12 protein-coding genes and 1 pseudogene are annotated in these 15247 nt (G+C 68.9%); 8 read left to right on the top strand and 5 right to left on the bottom strand.

Annotated features, from left to right (window positions below):
• Positions 1 to 31 precede the first annotated feature (31 nt).
• The 7 genes from L0M17_RS19410 (at position 32) to L0M17_RS19380 (ending at position 11196) form a co-directional block, all read left to right on the top strand.
• Positions 32 to 793 carry an SDR family NAD(P)-dependent oxidoreductase gene (locus L0M17_RS19410; RefSeq protein WP_241056012.1) on the top strand — a complete coding sequence of 254 codons (762 nt, stop codon included), beginning with the start codon at positions 32 to 34 and terminating at the stop codon, positions 791 to 793.
• Positions 794 to 1606: 813 nt separating this feature from the next.
• A complete protein-coding gene (locus tag L0M17_RS19405; protein WP_241056011.1) occupies positions 1607 to 4486 on the top strand; it encodes an FAD-binding and (Fe-S)-binding domain-containing protein in 2880 nt (959 codons plus the stop codon).
• 541 nt (positions 4487 to 5027) lie between these two features.
• Entirely contained in the window at positions 5028 to 6551 is a 1524-nt protein-coding gene (gene istA / locus L0M17_RS19400; RefSeq protein ID WP_241053337.1) for an IS21 family transposase, read from the top strand.
• 81 nt (positions 6552 to 6632) lie between these two features.
• On the top strand, positions 6633 to 7418 hold the full coding sequence (istB, locus tag L0M17_RS19395) for an IS21-like element helper ATPase IstB (RefSeq protein WP_255731779.1): 786 nt from the start codon (positions 6633 to 6635) through the stop codon (positions 7416 to 7418).
• Between the two features lie 1420 nt (positions 7419 to 8838).
• Complete coding sequence (locus tag L0M17_RS19390) at positions 8839 to 9495, top strand: plasmid mobilization protein (RefSeq protein WP_241056010.1); 657 nt, start codon at positions 8839 to 8841, stop codon at positions 9493 to 9495.
• A complete protein-coding gene (locus L0M17_RS19385; protein ID WP_241056009.1) occupies positions 9492 to 10697 on the top strand; it encodes a relaxase/mobilization nuclease domain-containing protein in 1206 nt (401 codons plus the stop codon). The genes L0M17_RS19390 and L0M17_RS19385 overlap by 4 nt, the downstream gene beginning before the upstream one ends.
• Positions 10579 to 11196, top strand: coding sequence for a hypothetical protein (locus L0M17_RS19380; RefSeq protein ID WP_443729166.1), 618 nt, complete (start codon positions 10579 to 10581; stop codon positions 11194 to 11196). Before L0M17_RS19385 ends, L0M17_RS19380 begins: the two co-directional genes overlap by 119 nt.
• A gap of 171 nt (positions 11197 to 11367) precedes the next feature.
• Here the strand turns inward: L0M17_RS19380 and L0M17_RS19375 are convergent, their stop codons facing one another.
• Together L0M17_RS19375 and L0M17_RS19370 are read right to left on the bottom strand one after the other, a co-directional pair.
• On the bottom strand, positions 11368 to 11883 hold the full coding sequence (locus L0M17_RS19375; RefSeq protein WP_241056007.1) for a hypothetical protein: 516 nt from the start codon (positions 11881 to 11883) through the stop codon (positions 11368 to 11370).
• Between the two features lie 303 nt (positions 11884 to 12186).
• Positions 12187 to 12714 (bottom strand): DeoR/GlpR family DNA-binding transcription regulator, encoded by a 528-nt coding sequence (locus L0M17_RS19370; protein ID WP_308196921.1) that lies wholly within the window; start codon positions 12712 to 12714, stop codon positions 12187 to 12189.
• A gap of 7 nt (positions 12715 to 12721) precedes the next feature.
• Here L0M17_RS19370 and L0M17_RS19365 point away from each other — a divergent pair.
• Positions 12722 to 13264 (top strand): annotated as a pseudogene (locus tag L0M17_RS19365) (transposase); the annotation flags it as partial.
• A gap of 43 nt (positions 13265 to 13307) precedes the next feature.
• Here the strand turns inward: L0M17_RS19365 and L0M17_RS19360 are convergent.
• From L0M17_RS19360 to L0M17_RS19350, 3 genes are all read right to left on the bottom strand, one after another.
• Positions 13308 to 13550 (bottom strand): helix-turn-helix domain-containing protein, encoded by a 243-nt coding sequence (locus L0M17_RS19360; protein ID WP_372498047.1) that lies wholly within the window; start codon positions 13548 to 13550, stop codon positions 13308 to 13310.
• A gap of 44 nt (positions 13551 to 13594) precedes the next feature.
• A complete protein-coding gene (locus L0M17_RS19355) occupies positions 13595 to 14653 on the bottom strand; it encodes a WxL protein peptidoglycan domain-containing protein (protein WP_241056005.1) in 1059 nt (352 codons plus the stop codon).
• A gap of 110 nt (positions 14654 to 14763) precedes the next feature.
• The gene (locus tag L0M17_RS19350; RefSeq protein WP_372498046.1) at positions 14764 to 15240 is read right to left on the bottom strand and encodes a WxL domain-containing protein; all 477 of its coding nucleotides are present in this window, start codon (positions 15238 to 15240) and stop codon (positions 14764 to 14766) included.
• Positions 15241 to 15247 lie beyond the last annotated feature (7 nt).

Raw genomic sequence — 15247 nt, 5'->3', positions numbered from 1 at the left:
GCCCTGCCCACACCCGTGTGGGGCCTGAACGGTGACACTCCTTGCAGGCGAGACTTTACTGGTCACGGGGGGTGCCAGCGGCCTGGGTGCTGCAATCGCCGAAACAGCCGCTCTCCACGGCGCCACCGTCGCACTTTTCGATCTCAAGGACTCCCAGGAGGTCGTTCAGCGCATTCAGGCGCGGGGCGGTACTGCGGTGGGAGCGAAGGTCGATGTCACGGATGCAAGAGCGATCGACGAAGGTCTCCGGGCCATCTCCTCGACCGTGGGCACCCCGACTGTCCTGATCAACAACGCCGGGCGCAACGCCTACTTCGATCCGGTCGCCATGCTCGAGACCGAATGGGAGAACTTGTTCGACGTCGACTTGCGCAGTGCATGGCTGATGGCGCGTGCCGTCCTGCCAGCGATGATCGCCAAGAAAACTGGATCGATCGTTAACATCGCATCCGTCCATGCTCATGCCACGGCCAAGGGCTACTTTCCCTACGCTGCGGCAAAATCGGGGTTGATCGGACTCACGAGAAGCCTCGCTCTCGAGGTCGCCGAGGCCGGCCTCCGCGTGAACGCGGTCAGTCCAGGCTGGATCCGGACTCACCTCGTCGACGAATGGATCGGTCGACAAGCCGACCCCGGGGAAGCCAGGCGTGCCGTGGACGACATGCATCCGCTGCACCGTATCGCCGAGCCGAAGGAGATCGCCGAGGTCGTCTGCTTTCTGGCCTCTCGAAGCGCATCCTTCGTCACCGGCGCCGACTGGGTGGTCGACGGCGGCCTCACGGCGCGCTTCTGACATGCCACCAGTGTGGCCCGCGAGGCCGGATCCGGTTTCTGCGCCGAATGGCTAGACACCCTCCTTGAACGGTGAGCATCACCACGAGCCGTTCGGGGCGGATCGGCCTGTTCTACGTCCATCCACGCGGGGGAGGCGATCCGCCACGTCCGTTCTCGAAGCGTGCCCGAGGCGTGGCCGGACGCCCTAAGGGTCTGCCCAATGCGTGAAGGAGGATACGGCAATGAGCGCTCGACAAGATGGTGCTACCCGCGCCGCCCGCTGTGCGGCAAATGCCGTCCAAGCCGACCTTGCGGGGTTGCTGGAGAGGACAAGGGCGCGGCGGGAGAGGCTGAAATTCCCGGATTCAGAACTCGCCGCCGACGTCGCATATTGGATGGCTGCGGTCGAGTCCTACATCGGGGCTCTGCTCGGCAACGTCCCTCCAGCTGGACTGAACGGGGGGCCGGGGCGGACCTCTCCTCGGATAGGGAAGCGCAAAGGGTGAGCGACGAACAGGGCCTTTCAGACCGCATCGTCGTGGTTCTCCGGAGTCAGCCCGTTCCTCGACGGCGAGAGACATCCGCTCCGCGAGTTCGGCAGCTAGCCCCTCGAGCTCATCGTCGGGCATCGACGAGGCAGCTTGCTCAGGAGGATTCGGAACCGGTCAACATCTGCTACGGGACCTCCCGCCGTCCGGTGAATATGGGCCTTTGCTGTGATGTCTCGCACAGGCAGCTTGGCCGGATGTGACGAGCCCGAGGGGCGCCGTCGTGCTGCCGGCCTGCACTTGGCCGGCCCGCTGTTTCCCCCTCCCGAAGGAAGGACTTCCCCATGATGCTGCGTACGAGGACGGGCCCGGGTCCGACGGGGAATCCGCAGGGGAGCGACGGCAGCGTGGCCGAGCTCGCCGATGAGCTCGCCGCCGTGCTCGGCGCCCCGGCGGTGTCGGCAAGGCCGCTCGACCTGCACGCCAGAGCGCACGATGCATCCCACTACCTCCTCGTGCCGAGCCTGGTCGCCGCGCCTCGGTCCGCCGAGGACGTGGCAGCGGTGCTGGGAGCCTGCTCACGCCACCGGATGCCCCTGACGTTCCGCTCAGGCGGGACGAGCCTGTCAGGGCAGGCGGTGACGGCAGGCGTCCTGGCCGACACGCGCCGGAACTTCGGCTCCATTGAGGTGCTCGATGACGGCGGGGCCGTCCGGGTCCAGCCCGGAGCCACGGTACGGGCCGTCAACGCCCGACTTGCCCGCCATCGGCGCGCTCTCGGCCCCGATCCGGCCAGCGAGATCGCCTGCACGATAGGCGGCGTCGTGGCGAACAATTCCTCGGGCCTGCACTGCGGGACCGAAGCCAACACCTACAGGACCCTGAAGTCGATGCGCTTCGTCCTGCCCTCGGGGACCATCGTCGACTCGGCTGCCCCGGACGCGTCCAGGGAGTTCGCCGCCCGAGAGCCGCAGCTGCACGAGGGACTGCTGCGCCTGCGGCGCCGCATCCTCGATTCGTCCGATGCAGTGGCGAGGATCAGGCACCAGTTCTCGATGAAGAACACGATGGGCTATGGCCTCAACGCCTTCCTCGACTACGAGGACCCGCTGGACATCTTCGTCCACCTCGTTGTCGGCTCCGAGGGCACCCTTGCGTTCGTGGCCGAGGCCGTGTTCGAAACGGTCGAGGTCAAACCCCACATCGCTGCCGGGCTCCTGGTCTTCCCTGGCGTCCACGCTGCGGCCAGGGCCGTCCCGGAGCTGATCGCGGCAGGCGCCGAGACAGCGGAGCTCATGGACTCGATGTCGCTGCGCGTCTCCTCGCGCTTGCCGGGCTGCCCGGAGCAGATCCGGACCTTGGATCTGCCCGACCCCGCGGCGCTCCTGGTCGAGTTCGCCGCGGCCGACGCCGAGGAGCTTACGGAACGCTCCAGTGCAGCCGAGGCCATCTTCGCGGGGCTCGGCCTCGCGCGCCCCGTGGCGATGACCCGTGATGCAGTTGAGCGGGCAGCGCTGTGGAAGGTCCGGAAGGGCCTGTACTCGACGGTGGCGAGTGCCCGTCCCTCGGGTACGAGTCAGCTCCTGGAGGACATCGCCGTGCCGGTGCCGGCCCTGGCGCAGACCTGCCACGACCTCGCCGGGCTCCTCGCCCGCCACCGGTACCGGGACCCGGTGATCTTCGGCCATGCCAAGGACGGCAACCTCCACTTCATGCTCAACGAGGACTTCGGCGACGGAAGCAAGACCGGCCGGTACGAGGCCTTCACCGAGGACCTCGTGGACCTCGTCCTCGGAGCAGGCGGGACGCTCAAGGCCGAGCACGGCACGGGCCGCATCATGGCCCCCTACGTGCGGCGCCAGTACGGCGACGAGCTCTACGCGATCATGCGCGAGCTCAAGCAGCTCGTCGATCCCCTCGGGATCCTCAACCCGGGCGCGGTCCTCTCTGACGAACCCCGCTCCTACCTCGAGCACCTCAAGGTCACGCCGACCGTGGAGGAGGAAGTCGACCGCTGCGTCGAATGCGGGTACTGCGAGCCTGTGTGCCCCTCGCGCTCGCTCACCCTCACCCCACGCCAGCGCATCGTCCTGCGCAGGGACGCCGCACACGCCCGCGCACAGGGCAACTCCGCCCTCGCGGAGCGCATCCTAGACGGCTACGACTACGAGGGAACCTCCACCTGCGCCGTCGACGGCATGTGCGGGACCGCCTGCCCCGTCGGCATCAACACCGGAGACCTCGTGCGCCGCCTCCGCGCCGAGGCCGCCGGGCCGATCGAGTCTGCAGCCTGGGCGGGTGCCGCGCGGGTCTGGGGCCCTGCCTCCCGCCTCGGAGGGGTGGCACTGAGCACGGCCAAGGCACTCCCGAGCGCGCCGATCGAGGCAGCAACCCGCGCAGGGCGGAAGATCTTCGGGGAGGAGCTCCCGCAGTACGACGGCGGCCTGCCCGGCGGAGGCGCCAGACGCCCGCAGCGGCGCGATCCAGACGCCGAGGCAGTGCTGTTCGCCGCCTGCATCGGCACCATGTTCGGCCCTGAAGAAGGAGGCCACCCCGGGGGAGCCTCGGGCGCCTTCCTCGAGGTCTGCGACCGCGCTGGCGTCCGGTTGCGAACTCCCGAGGGGCTGGACTCCATGTGCTGCGGCACGCCGTGGAAGTCCAAGGGCATGCGATCCGGCTGGGAACACATGCGGGACCTCGTCGCCCCTGCGCTGATCGAAGCGAGCGACGGCGGCCGGATCCCGATCGTCGTCGATGCCTCCTCCTGCGCCGAGGGCCTGGCGACCCTGCTCCAGACCGCGGCCGAACAGACCCCCGGGCTGAGGATCGTGGACGCCATCGAGTTCGCCGCCGGCCTCCTGCCCCGCCTCGAGGTGCACTCGCCCATCCCCTCGGTGGCCCTCCACCCCACATGCTCGAGCACCATCGCCGGAACCGCCCCCTCGCTGGCCCTGATCGCCGAACACATCGCGGACGAGGTCTACACACCGGTCGAAGCCGGCTGCTGCGCCTTCGCGGGGGACCGAGGCCTCTTGCACCCCGAACTCACCGAGAGCGCCACCAAGCCCGAAGCCACCGCGATCGACGCCGCGGAGCGGCAGCGGGGAGCCCTCTTCTCCGCCTACGCATCCTCCAACCGCACCTGCGAGATCGGACTCACCCGAGCCACCGGACGGCCGTACCGCCACATCCTCGAACTCCTCGCCCGCGCCACACGGCCCTGACCCTCAGACGCTGTCCTGCCCCCGCCGCCAAAGCCGGGCCCGGTCGGCACTGGCTTGGTGAGTCGAGTCAGCCGTGGGCGTGCGAAGAGGGGGATTTGACCCTGGCGGAGGCGCCTCTCAGCTCACGCTGACGCCGGTGCGGAGGATGGCCTGGCGGAGGTCTCGGTCCGAGGCCGAGAAGGCCTCGCCGGGCCGAGCAGACCGACCCGTTGATTTCGAGGAAGGCGGCCCAGCAGTAATTGCCCTCGGCAAAGCCGAACTTGGACGGACGGTAGCCCAGCCCCGCCGGTGCGATGCCGACGTCCAAGCACTGGGCGCGGATCCGCTGCGCGACCTTGGTGGTGTGTCGTCCGCCGCGTAATTCCTCACTCGTAGGTCGGTTCTCGCCACGGATTTCCCCACCTTGAGCGGTGGTTCGCCACGGAATTCCCATGGGGATGACGTCACGCGCCGCCGGTGCCTTGTCCGAGAGCCTTGCCTCGGGTCCGATGGTCGGGCCGGAGGCGGGGTTCGTGGTTTGGCGCGTAGGAGTGTGGCAGCGATGGATCTGATCGAACTGTTCATGCACTGGGACGCGGGCCGCTCGAAGAGCGAGCTGGCAGTGTCGTTGGGCATGGACCGCAAGACTGTGGCGAAGTACCTTGCCCCGGCCGAGGCCGAGGGCCTGTCCCCGGGGCTCGGGCTGAACGCCGAGGAGTGGCGGGACATGGTCGCGGGCTGGTTCCCGACGGTGGTGGACGGGAGGCTGCGGCAGGTCTCCTGGCCGGAGTTCGACGCCCGCATCGAGTGGGTCAGGGAGCAGCTGGAGGCCGGGGTCGCCGGGGCCGTGGTCCACCAGCGCCTCGTGGACGAGCACGGGGTGAACGCCTCGCAGCGCTCGTTCTACCGCTGGCTGGCCGCGACCCTGCCCGATGCCGGGCGGGCGGGGCGGAAGCCCACGGTGCTCAAGCCCCCGTCCGCGCCGGGAGAGCTCGGCGAGGTCGACTATGGCATGCTCGGGCACTGGCGCGACCCGGAGACCGGCAGGGGCCACCGGGTGTGGGCGTTCGTGCTCACGCTGCCGTTCTCGAAGCTGCCCTTCGTCTATCCCACGACCCGGATGGACCAGACGGTGTGGACGAACGCGCACGTGGCCGCGTTCGAGCTCTTCGAGGGCGTCCCGCGCCGGATCACCTCGGACAACCTCAAGGCCGGGGTCATCAGGCCCGACCTCTACGACCCCAAGCTCAACCGGGCCTACGCCGAGCTGGCCGAGCACTACGGGACCCTGCTGGACCCGGCCAGGGGGAACAGGCCCAAGGACAAGCCGCACGTGGAGCGGATGGTCCAGTACGTGCGCGGCTCGTTCTGGGCCGGCAGGTCCTTCACCTCGATGGCGCAGATGCGCGCCGAGGCCGTGCGGTGGTGCCGCGACGTCGCCGGGGCCCACAAGCCCAGGGCCCTGGCCGGGCAGACGTCCTGGGAGGTCCTGGCCGCGGTGGAGCGCCCGGCCCTGGTCCCGCTGCCGCCCCGCAGGCTCGAGCCCGCCGAGTGGCGCACCGCCATGGTCGGATCGGACTGCCACGCCTCGGTCAAGGGGGTGCTCTACTCGGTGCCCTACCAGCTCGTCGGGACCCGCCTGGACGTGCGGCTGAGCGGCACGACGGTCGAGTTCCACCTCGACGGGGCGATCGCGAAGGTCCACCCCAGGATCGCCAAGGGACGCCAGACCGACCTGTCCGACTACCCGCCCGCGGCCGCAGGGTTCTTCACCCGGGACGCGGCATGGTGCCGGGAGAATTCTTCCCTGATCGGCCCTGCCGCCGCGGCCCTGGTCGAGGGGCTGCTGGAGGAGCCGGCGGTGCACCGGATCCGCGCCGCGCAGGGCATCATCCGCCTCGCCGGCACCCACCGCCCCGAGGCGGTGGAGACCGCCTGCGCCGCGGCGATCGCGGCCGGGGACCCGACCCTGAAGACCGTCCGGGGCCTCCTGACCGCAGGCGTGACCGTCCTGCCCGTGCGCTCCAACGGCGACAACGGCGCCGGCGCCTACCTCCGCGGCCCCGGCGCCTTCACCGCCAGCTGAACCCCGCAGACGCGAACGCATGCCCCCGGCCGGCGTGCCGGCCGGGGGCGCGCGCCCATCACGACGAAGAGGAGAACCACCATGACCACCACGCCCAGCACCGCCCCGGCCCTTCCAAGCCCCGCGGGAGCCGACCGCACCCAGCTCGCCGCCTCCCTGCGCACCCTGCGCCTCTCCGGGATGCTCGACTCCCTCGAGAACCGGCTCGCCCAAGCCGCCGAGGGCCAGCTCGGGTTCCTGGACTTCCTCCAGGCCCTGTGCCTGGACGAGATCAACCGCCGCGACTCCGCGGCATTGGAGCGGCGCACCAGGGCCGCGAAGTTCGAATCCGACGGCAGGATCGAGAACTTCGACTTCACCGCCGACCCCGGCATCCCCGCCGCCCGGATCCGCGACCTCGCCAACGCCGAATGGGTCCGCACCGGCCAGCACGTGATCATCAGCGGCGCCGTCGGCTCCGGCAAGACCCACATCGCCACCGCGTTCGGGCACCAGGCCATCCGGGCCGGGCACACCGTCCGGTTCGCCGCCACCTCCCGGGTCCTGGCCGACCTCGCCGGCGGGCACGCGGACGGGAGCTGGGCCCATCGCCTGCGCGCCTACACCAAGCCCGACCTGCTGATCCTGGACGACTTCGCGATGCGCGAGTTCACCCCGGCCCAGGGCGACGACCTCTACGAGATCGTCAACGAGCGCCCCGCCCGCTCCATCGTCGTCACCACCAACCGGGCACCCCAGGAGTGGTACCCCCTGTTCCCGAACCAGGTCGTCGCCGAGTCCCTCCTGGACCGGCTCGTCAACAACGCCTACCAGATCACCATCCAGGCCGGCTCCTACCGGGCGCGGCGACGACCCGCCACGCACTGACCCAGAACAGGACAGAAACGCCTGCCCTAAACAGGCGCCGCCAAAGCCGTCAGCGAGGCACTCTCAGGGCTCCCTGCTCACGCCGTCGTCCGGCTACCATCGCATCAGGCACTGGGGAATTCCGTGGCGAAAGCCCTGGGGAATTCCGTGGCGGTCGACAGGTGGTGATGGCCCGGTGCGACAGGAGTGCCGGAACGGTGTCTTTGCACAGTTCCGGCAATTGCTGTGCTGGATCGTCTTTTCACTGAGCCTCCTAAGCTGCGGGGCGGCGTCGGGTTCCGCTCGGGGGCCGGAACGGAGATCGCCGAGTCGGAAGACGTTCAGGGTGCGCGGTGGTCGAGTTCCGAGAGGTTCCGAAGATCCGTCGTTCTGTGCACGCGGAACTACTCTCGGAACCACCCGCCTTCGTTGGTTTATCAATGGATTCCTGCGCCGTAAGTGGTCTGGGTTCCGGAAGTTCCGGAAGATCGCAGGAAGTGTAAGGTTCGCTCAGTTCCTTACATCTCCGATCCACCTTAGATGCTCCGGAACTTCCGGAACCTGTCCTCTTCGAGTCTTGAAGAGTCTCAGATATCAGCAGAAATTGAATTCCGGACCGAGTGAGGTTTCCGGACCCCTTCCGGACCCTTCCGGACATACATGTGCGGAAGGGGCGCCTGCTCCTGTGCGCGGGCAGATGCCCTTTCCGGCAGGGAACCGTTCCACGTCAGGTCGGAATCTCCAGAGGGGCCAGGAAGCGGCTCTTTGCCCACATCGGCCTCTGACAAGTGCTGTGAGCGTGGAACGGCGACAGATTGTTGGCCGTCGGTAGACTGCGGGGCAACGGTGGGCCGTTTTCGGCTAGTAAGTAGCCAATCTTGGGCCACCCTCAGATTGGCGGCCCATTCCTGGTCATTTTCGGCCAAATTCTGGGTCTGAATCGGGCCGACATTGGCCGTTGCGTAATGGTCATCAAAACGCTGGGCCATTTTTGGTCAATACGCATCCTGAAGAGGCCCGAATCCGGGCCACATTCGGGTCCCTTCCTAGCGATACCGTCGAGGACGTGGCACTTGCAAATTCAGGCAGCGGGCATTAGGGTAAATGTCAGACAAAAGGTAGCCCGAAGACAGAAACAAGGGTTAGGGAATCAGTTCCCGGCTGGTGGCTCTCCTCGCTTTGATCAGCTGAGATGTTGCGCGAGGCTCTCTACCTGCAGAACGTACTGCAGGAGAACTATGTCCACCGCCATCTTGGCCTGCGACCTCACGGTCCACTCAAATCCCTCCACGGAAACGACCGCAGGCCTCCGCGGCCCTATCAAGACCTTTCCGCCGCAGGTTGAGGTTGAGGCTGCCATGAAGTGCGTCAGGGCAGCTGCCCCTCGGCTCTCCACGGCATCGCGTGATCGGCTGGTCGTCATCCTGGGTGGTGCCGCCTGATGCCCGCGGCCCGTTTCGACGCTGCACTGGCAACCGCGCAACTGGCCGGCAGGCGGTTCGTGGAGGACCAGGCTGCGCTGCTCAAGAAGGAGTTCGCGGAGGCTTCCTATGCCAGGTCCAGTGACCGCGGACCGGGTCCAATCTCCCCCTCGCCCGCAGGGAGCGCAGCGAGCGAGGACGAGGGCCAGCGGTTTCTGTCGGACGTGAGCGCCAGCGAAATGTCCGACAAAAACCCTGCTGGCCTGCATCCGTTGTCCCTCCCGCGTAGGCACAGCCGTACGTCCAACGAGACCACCCGTCAGCGTCGCCGGGTCTCGTTGGACGTACGGCTCACGGAGACGGAGCGCGAAGCGATCCGGCGCCGTGCCCAGGTGCTCGGCGTCAAGCCGAGCGCCTGGGTGCGCGGGGTCGTCCTCGATGCTCTGGACGCCCGAAGGGATGAGGTCTCACGGATGCATCTGGCGGCGCCCGCGTCGCCTCAGCCGGAGCTTGCGACGGCTGTGGAACAGCTTCGCCGGGTCGGTCGGAATCTCAATCAGGCCCTCCGGGCCGTCAACGGCGGAGACCTCTCGGGGCTCGACGATGGTCTGCTCCGTCAGGTGCGGGCTGCCGTCGATGCGGTCCGTGCCTCCCTCGGCGACAGGACCGCGTCATGAGCACGGTCAACGTCCGGTCGTCCCGTGATGCGGCAGGCGCCGTGAACTACGTCCTCTACGGGAACTCGAGGGAGCGCCGAGCGGAACTCATCGGGGCCGCCCAGACCCGCGCCGCGGCCTTCGCCATCTCGGTTGCCGGCGACCACGGAGCCTCGCCGGCGGCGTTCATCGAACGAACCGAGATGGTGGCCGCCGTCCACAGCCGCAGGGTCGAGCTCCAGTCCTACGTACTCGCCTTCTCTCCTGATGAGTTCGATGTCGCCGACCCCGACGACCTGGACCGTGTCCTGGATGTCGCGGTCAAGCTCGCCGAGCGAATGCACACCGCCGACTACCTCATCGTCGTGCACGCGGATTCGGCCGGTCGCCACGCCCATGCGCACATCCTCGTGGCCAACCACGACAACCTTACGGGGAAGTCCCTCCAGCGCTACACCAGCTGGAAGCACGGCCTCCGGCAGCTGAACGACGACCTCATGCGCACCGAGGGGCTGCGAGTGCTCCCCGACCCGGAGCAGCCCAAGCCCGACTGGGAATTCCGCCGTGAGGCCTTCGTGTCCGGAGGGTTCGAGCAGACCGTCGGCGACCGGGTCTACGAGGCCCTTTCCGACCCCCGCTCAGTCGACCAGCAGGCATTCGAGCGTGTGCTCGAGGAGCACGGCGTCACGCTCGCGGTCACGCATCGTGACGGGTGGAGCTACAAGATGAGGCGCTCCGACAACGGCAAGCCCGGGCGCAAGAAAGCCTCGGCGCTCACCCCGGAGTTCACCGCCGAAGGGGCCACAGCCATCTTCGACATCCACCAGCAGAACCAGCAGAAGGGAACCACCCATGGGACTCGCCGACCGGCTCCGGCAGGAGCAGCAGGACTCGACGCCGTCGATTCCGTCGGAGCCGTCGAACGCCGAGGTCATCGCCGCGGTGAACGCGCAGACGAAGGCCGTGAACGGCCTGAAGGCGCATCTGCAGGTCGTGATCGAGGAGACGGTCAGGGACGAGGTGAAGAAGGCCCTGCCGCCGACCTCGCTGCCCTCCGGCAGCACGTCGTGGCAGAGCGTGAGAATCGAGAACAGGCTGAGCGAGATCGAGAAGACGCTCGTCGAGTTCTCGCACAGTCTCGACGGAAAGAACTTCAGCGCCGCCTCGAACAGCTTGGTCCTCGAGGCTCAGAGGAACCGGCAGACCACGGCTTCGGCAGTTGAGGGGCTCCGGCTGCAGGCTGCCGAGAACAAGGCTCTCATCAGCAGCACCGCAGCAGCCATGGAGCGCATGGAAAAGCGGGCGACCCGGCAGATCGAAGAGGCGGTCAGCAAGATCGGCGGTGAAGCCTCCAGGGTCCTCACCGCCAATCTGGCCGCTGCGAACGAACGTGCGCAGCTGATCATGGCAGGCACCGCGAGGCTGGCCGCTCGCCAGCTCTGGTCAGCTTCTGCCGCGATGTTCCTGACACTCCTGCCCGTCGCGACCGTAGTCGCCGGGATCTGGATGGTCATCGGCGGCCTCTTCGCGGGGGTGCAGTGGGCCACTGACGTAGACGGAAGCGTGTGGCTCGGCATCGGGCGCTGGCTAGCCGTAGTCTGCGGCCTCTCTGCGGCTGCGTACGGGCTCTATGCAGGAGTCAGGTGGACCGCCTCCCTGATCGGTGCCTGGAAGGGCGCCGGGATGCCGCAGTGGCCCCGACGGCGGAAAGGCAAGCGATGACACCGAGCACGGAGTTCATCGAGAGGAAGCATGCGGCAGCTGGCCCGACAACAAAGTCGATACGGCACCGCCGCTGCACGGGATGATCTTCGAGATGGTCCGCGCCGTCCGAAGGGGTCAACGCTGGGCCGCGCCGGACCCAGGCTCTACCAGTACCAGTGCTCCCGCTGGCTATCGCAGTGTCATCGCGATGCGCCACATCTCGAGCAGGGCGCTGCGGAGCCCATCCCGGCAGCCGTCATCGGAGCCCAGACCGCCGCTCTCGACCGTCTCGCGGAAGTCGAGCATGATCGTCGTCATCTGGTCCGCGGCGGCGAGCGACCACCCAAGGGCCTCCTCGGCGGCCCGCTCGTTGAGGGAGTCGAGCCCGTAGGGGTCGAGGTACTCCTCGACCGCGGCGAAGCAGGCAGCAGCAAGCCGCTCCATCGCGAAGGCGCGGCGGCCGTGCGCCGGGAGCGTCATCCTCTCCTCGAGCGCCTCGTACTCGCTGAGCAGGCCCCCGATTGCCGCAGCGATGCCAGCCTCGCCGGCGGTCGTGGTGGTGGTTGCGGCCTTGGTGGTGCTGCTGTCCATGGTGCTCCGATGCTCGTGCTTTTCGCTGTCGGAATACATGTGTGCGGCAGTCCAGCGGTCCGTCACCGCCTCGGGCCCCAGGAGGGCCAATTGCCCCTCGAATGTGGGCAGCATCACCAGAAGTGGAGCCTCGGCAGACGAAGAAGCGCCCCACCGGGAAAACCCAGTGGGACGCTTCAGCAGGGCCGGAAGTGAACGGCTCATTCGACGGGACCGGCAGCCGATACGCCCTCTGGGTCCCGGATCGAGCCCTCCCTCTACGAGGTACTCGGTCCGCGACACCACGGCGGAGGTGCGCGAGGGTAGTAAAGCGGCCAGGCGGACCGGTCTGGGTACGCGAGCAGTACGACTGGTCGGACCCCGGGACGGGTCGCCTCGCCGCGAGTTTTCCTTGCCCCTCCCTGCGGGCTCGGCGGCTCAGGTGGAGGACTGGGCGACGACGAGCTCGACGCCGGATTCTTCGAGGGCTGCGGCGATCTCTGCCGGGGGTGGGGCGTCGGTGACGAGGACGTCGACGGGGCTGAAGTCCATGAGGTGCACGAGGGCGGAACGGCCCATCTTCCCGGCTGCGGCGACGACGATGACCTGGTCGGCGGAGCGGATGAGGGAGCGTTTGGCTGCGAGTTCGAGGTCGCGATCCACATAGAGCCCGTCCGGTCGGACTGCGGCGGCTCCGATGAAGGCCTTCTGGGCGCGCAGCCTTGCGGTTGCGGCCACGGCCATTTCGCCGATGAAGGCCTGGCTGTCGTGCAGAAGTTCTCCTCCGAGACAGATTGTGCGGGCGGAGGCGAGCCGGAGGCATTGCTGGATGGCCGGGGCGGAGTGGGTGATGATCGTGCCCTTGAAATCGGAGGGCAGCTGCCGGGCTATCTCGTAGCAGGTCGTGCCGGCGTCGATGATGATGGTGTCCCGTTCGGAGACCATGCCGATGCAGGCGTGGGCGATCCCTTAAATCATCGAGGTCTCCCACTGGCGTGCCCGGAACGAGGCCCTCGCCGCTGCCACCGAGCGGGCGGACGCGGTCCGGCTCGCCAAGCGCATCACCGTCCTCGACGGCGAGCTCAAGGACAACCGCGACCGCACCACCGAGATCCTCGAGGCCAGCCCCGCAGCGCCCCTGCTGGAGGAGACTGGCATCGGCCCAATCACCGCCGCCGTGGTCTACACGGCATGGTCGCATCTGGGCCGGGTGCGCTCCGAGGCAGCCTTCGCCGCCCTCGCCGGCGTGAACCCCATCCCCGCATCCTCAGGGAACACGGTGCGCCACCGGCTCAATCGCGGCGGGGACAGGCGCCTGAACAACGCCCTCCACATGGCCACCGTCGTCCGCACCGTCCACGACCCCGATACCCGGGCCTACGCCGAACGCCGCAAGGCCGAAGGCAAGACCCCACGCGAGATGCGACGATGCCTCAAGCGCTACCTCGCCCGCCGCCTCTACCGCGCCCTCAACGCGCTCCACGCCCACGACGGCACGATCCCGCGGGCGGCTTGACAGATATAGAAGATTCGGATCATGGGCGACTGGGGGCAGAACGTCATGCCGGAACCCGACCGGCCAACACCCCTGATCCTGCCGGATCGGGGAGCCACGAAAAAGGTAACGGGGCGAGCTCCAGGCGTGCGGCGAGCTCGGCGATGATCTCGGGCGTGGGCTCGCGGCGTCCGATCTCGAGCAGGCAGATGTAGCTGGGGGAATGTTCCTCCCCGCCCAGCTGGGTCTGGGACAGGCCGCGCGCGGTGCGCTCGGCGCGCAGCTGGGTCCCGAACCGCTCTCCCATGGCCTTCTCCTCTCTGCCCCCGCAAGGGGCGGGGCCGGTGGGGCTCAGCGCCGGCCGGTCGGTGCCGTGCCGTCCTGTGCCGTGCGGCCCTGTGCCGGCGGGGCGGCGGGCCAGGTTCCAGTGCTCTGGGCGGCGGCGGCCTGGGCGAGGGCGGCGCGGGCGCGGCGGACGAATCTGGCGAGCCGGAAGGCGGCGTAGGCGGCGGCGGCCAGGGCCAGCAGGGCGATGCCCAGGGCCAGCCAGGGGGCGTAGAGGACGCTGGCGGCGGCGTCCTGGGTGCCGGCCTCGGAGGCGATCTTGGCCTCGGCGGTGCCGGTCTGGGCGGGGGGTGCGTTGTGGAGGGTGGCGTGGAGGTCGACGGTGGCCCCGGGCAGGACGGCCTCGGGGGTGTCGAATTTGGCCTGGGCGCCGTTCTCGGGCCATCCGGTGAGGTCCAGGTCCGCGGTGGGGTGCAGGATGGTGTTGCCTGTGTTGGTCACCGGCAGGGTGAAGTCCAGGTCGGATCCGTGCTGGGTCCAGGCGAGGGTGCCGTGGGATTGGGACTTGACGGGGGTCCCGTCGACCTTGAGGTAGATCCGCACGCCCTGGCGCTGGACGGTGTCGATCCGCACGGCGGTGTCGTGGACGGTGGTGGTCTTCCCCTGGACGGGGGGTGCCTGGATGATGAGGCCGCCGGCGTAGTCCCCGGGCGGGGTGCCCTGGGGGACGGTGAGGCGGAAGTGCACGGGCAGGTCGGTGTTCGCGGGGACGGTGACCTGTCCGGCGTCCAGGTGCACCCAGGACCCGATGCCCTTGGCGGGGTCGTCCTGCCCGGCGAAGGCGAAGGTGCCCTGGGCGGTGTTCTGCCCGTCGACGGGGTAGGTCAGCAGGGTGACCGGGGCGCCGGTGTGGTTGGAGACGATCGCGGTGGCGTCGGTGGCGGCGCCGGGGGCGAGGTCGAGGTGGAAGAAGTCGGACTCGTTGGAGGGCCTGATTCCCAGTGTGCCGTTGTCCACGGCCAGGGCCGGGGCGCCGGCGGCGGCGAGGCCGGCCAGGGCCAGGGCCAGGGCGGCCAGGGCGGGCCGGAGGCGCCGGCGGAGCGGGTGGGAGGGCTTTGCGGTCACGGCTTCTTCGATTCCTGGGGTCGATGGGGATTGCGGATGCTCGGTGCTGGGGCCGGTGGCCTGCCCGCCCGCCAATGACGCAACGGGCAGGCCACCGTCTCGGCCGGGTGTCAGCCGATGGTGTAGGTCACGGTGGAGGTGTAGGGGTTCAGGGCCGTGGAGCCGACCGCGCCGGAGTAGTTGGAGCGGTAGGCGTTGGCCGGGATGGCCAGGCTGAACGAGGGGGCCAGCGTGTAGGTGCCCTTGGCCGGGCCGGTGGCGCTGATCAGGGCCTGGGAGGTCGTGGACATCGCCAGCGCCGGTGCGCTGATCGTGGCGGCGTCGGCGCCGGCGCCCGGGGCGACCGTGCCCGGGGTGACCGTCAGCGCGGTCGCCGGGATCGTCCGGGCCGTGGTCTCCACCGTGCCCGCGGCGCTGGTGAAGGCCGTCGCGCTGGCCGAGACCGTCCAGTTCGCCCCGGTGCCCCGGGCGTCCGTGATGGTCCAGGTCCCCGAGGTGCCGGTGGAGGTCTGGGTGTTCGTCCCGTTCAGCGTCACCGCCGAGAGGGTCGGGGCCGCGGTGGTCACCGACAGCGAAGAGCTTGTCAAGTCTTCT

The sequence above is a fragment of the Sinomonas terrae genome (genome assembly GCF_022539255.1).
Taxonomy (GTDB): Bacteria; Actinomycetota; Actinomycetes; order Actinomycetales; family Micrococcaceae; genus Sinomonas; species Sinomonas terrae.
Note: the sequence above shows the minus strand (reverse complement) of the source record. Positions and strands in the feature narration are given on the sequence as shown.

Excerpts from the sequence above, each read along its gene's own strand:
- L0M17_RS19405 (WP_241056011.1), top strand. The coding sequence starts at position 1,607 with ATGATGCTGCGTACGAGGACGGGCCCGGGTCCGACGGGGAATCCGCAG.
- istA (WP_241053337.1), top strand. The coding sequence starts at position 5,028 with ATGGATCTGATCGAACTGTTCATGCACTGGGACGCGGGCCGCTCGAAG.
- istB (WP_255731779.1), top strand. The coding sequence starts at position 6,633 with ATGACCACCACGCCCAGCACCGCCCCGGCCCTTCCAAGCCCCGCGGGA.
- L0M17_RS19390 (WP_241056010.1), top strand. The coding sequence starts at position 8,839 with ATGCCCGCGGCCCGTTTCGACGCTGCACTGGCAACCGCGCAACTGGCC.
- L0M17_RS19385 (WP_241056009.1), top strand. The coding sequence starts at position 9,492 with ATGAGCACGGTCAACGTCCGGTCGTCCCGTGATGCGGCAGGCGCCGTG.
- L0M17_RS19375 (WP_241056007.1), bottom strand. The coding sequence starts at position 11,883 with ATGCTGCCCACATTCGAGGGGCAATTGGCCCTCCTGGGGCCCGAGGCG.
- L0M17_RS19360 (WP_372498047.1), bottom strand. The coding sequence starts at position 13,550 with ATGGGAGAGCGGTTCGGGACCCAGCTGCGCGCCGAGCGCACCGCGCGC.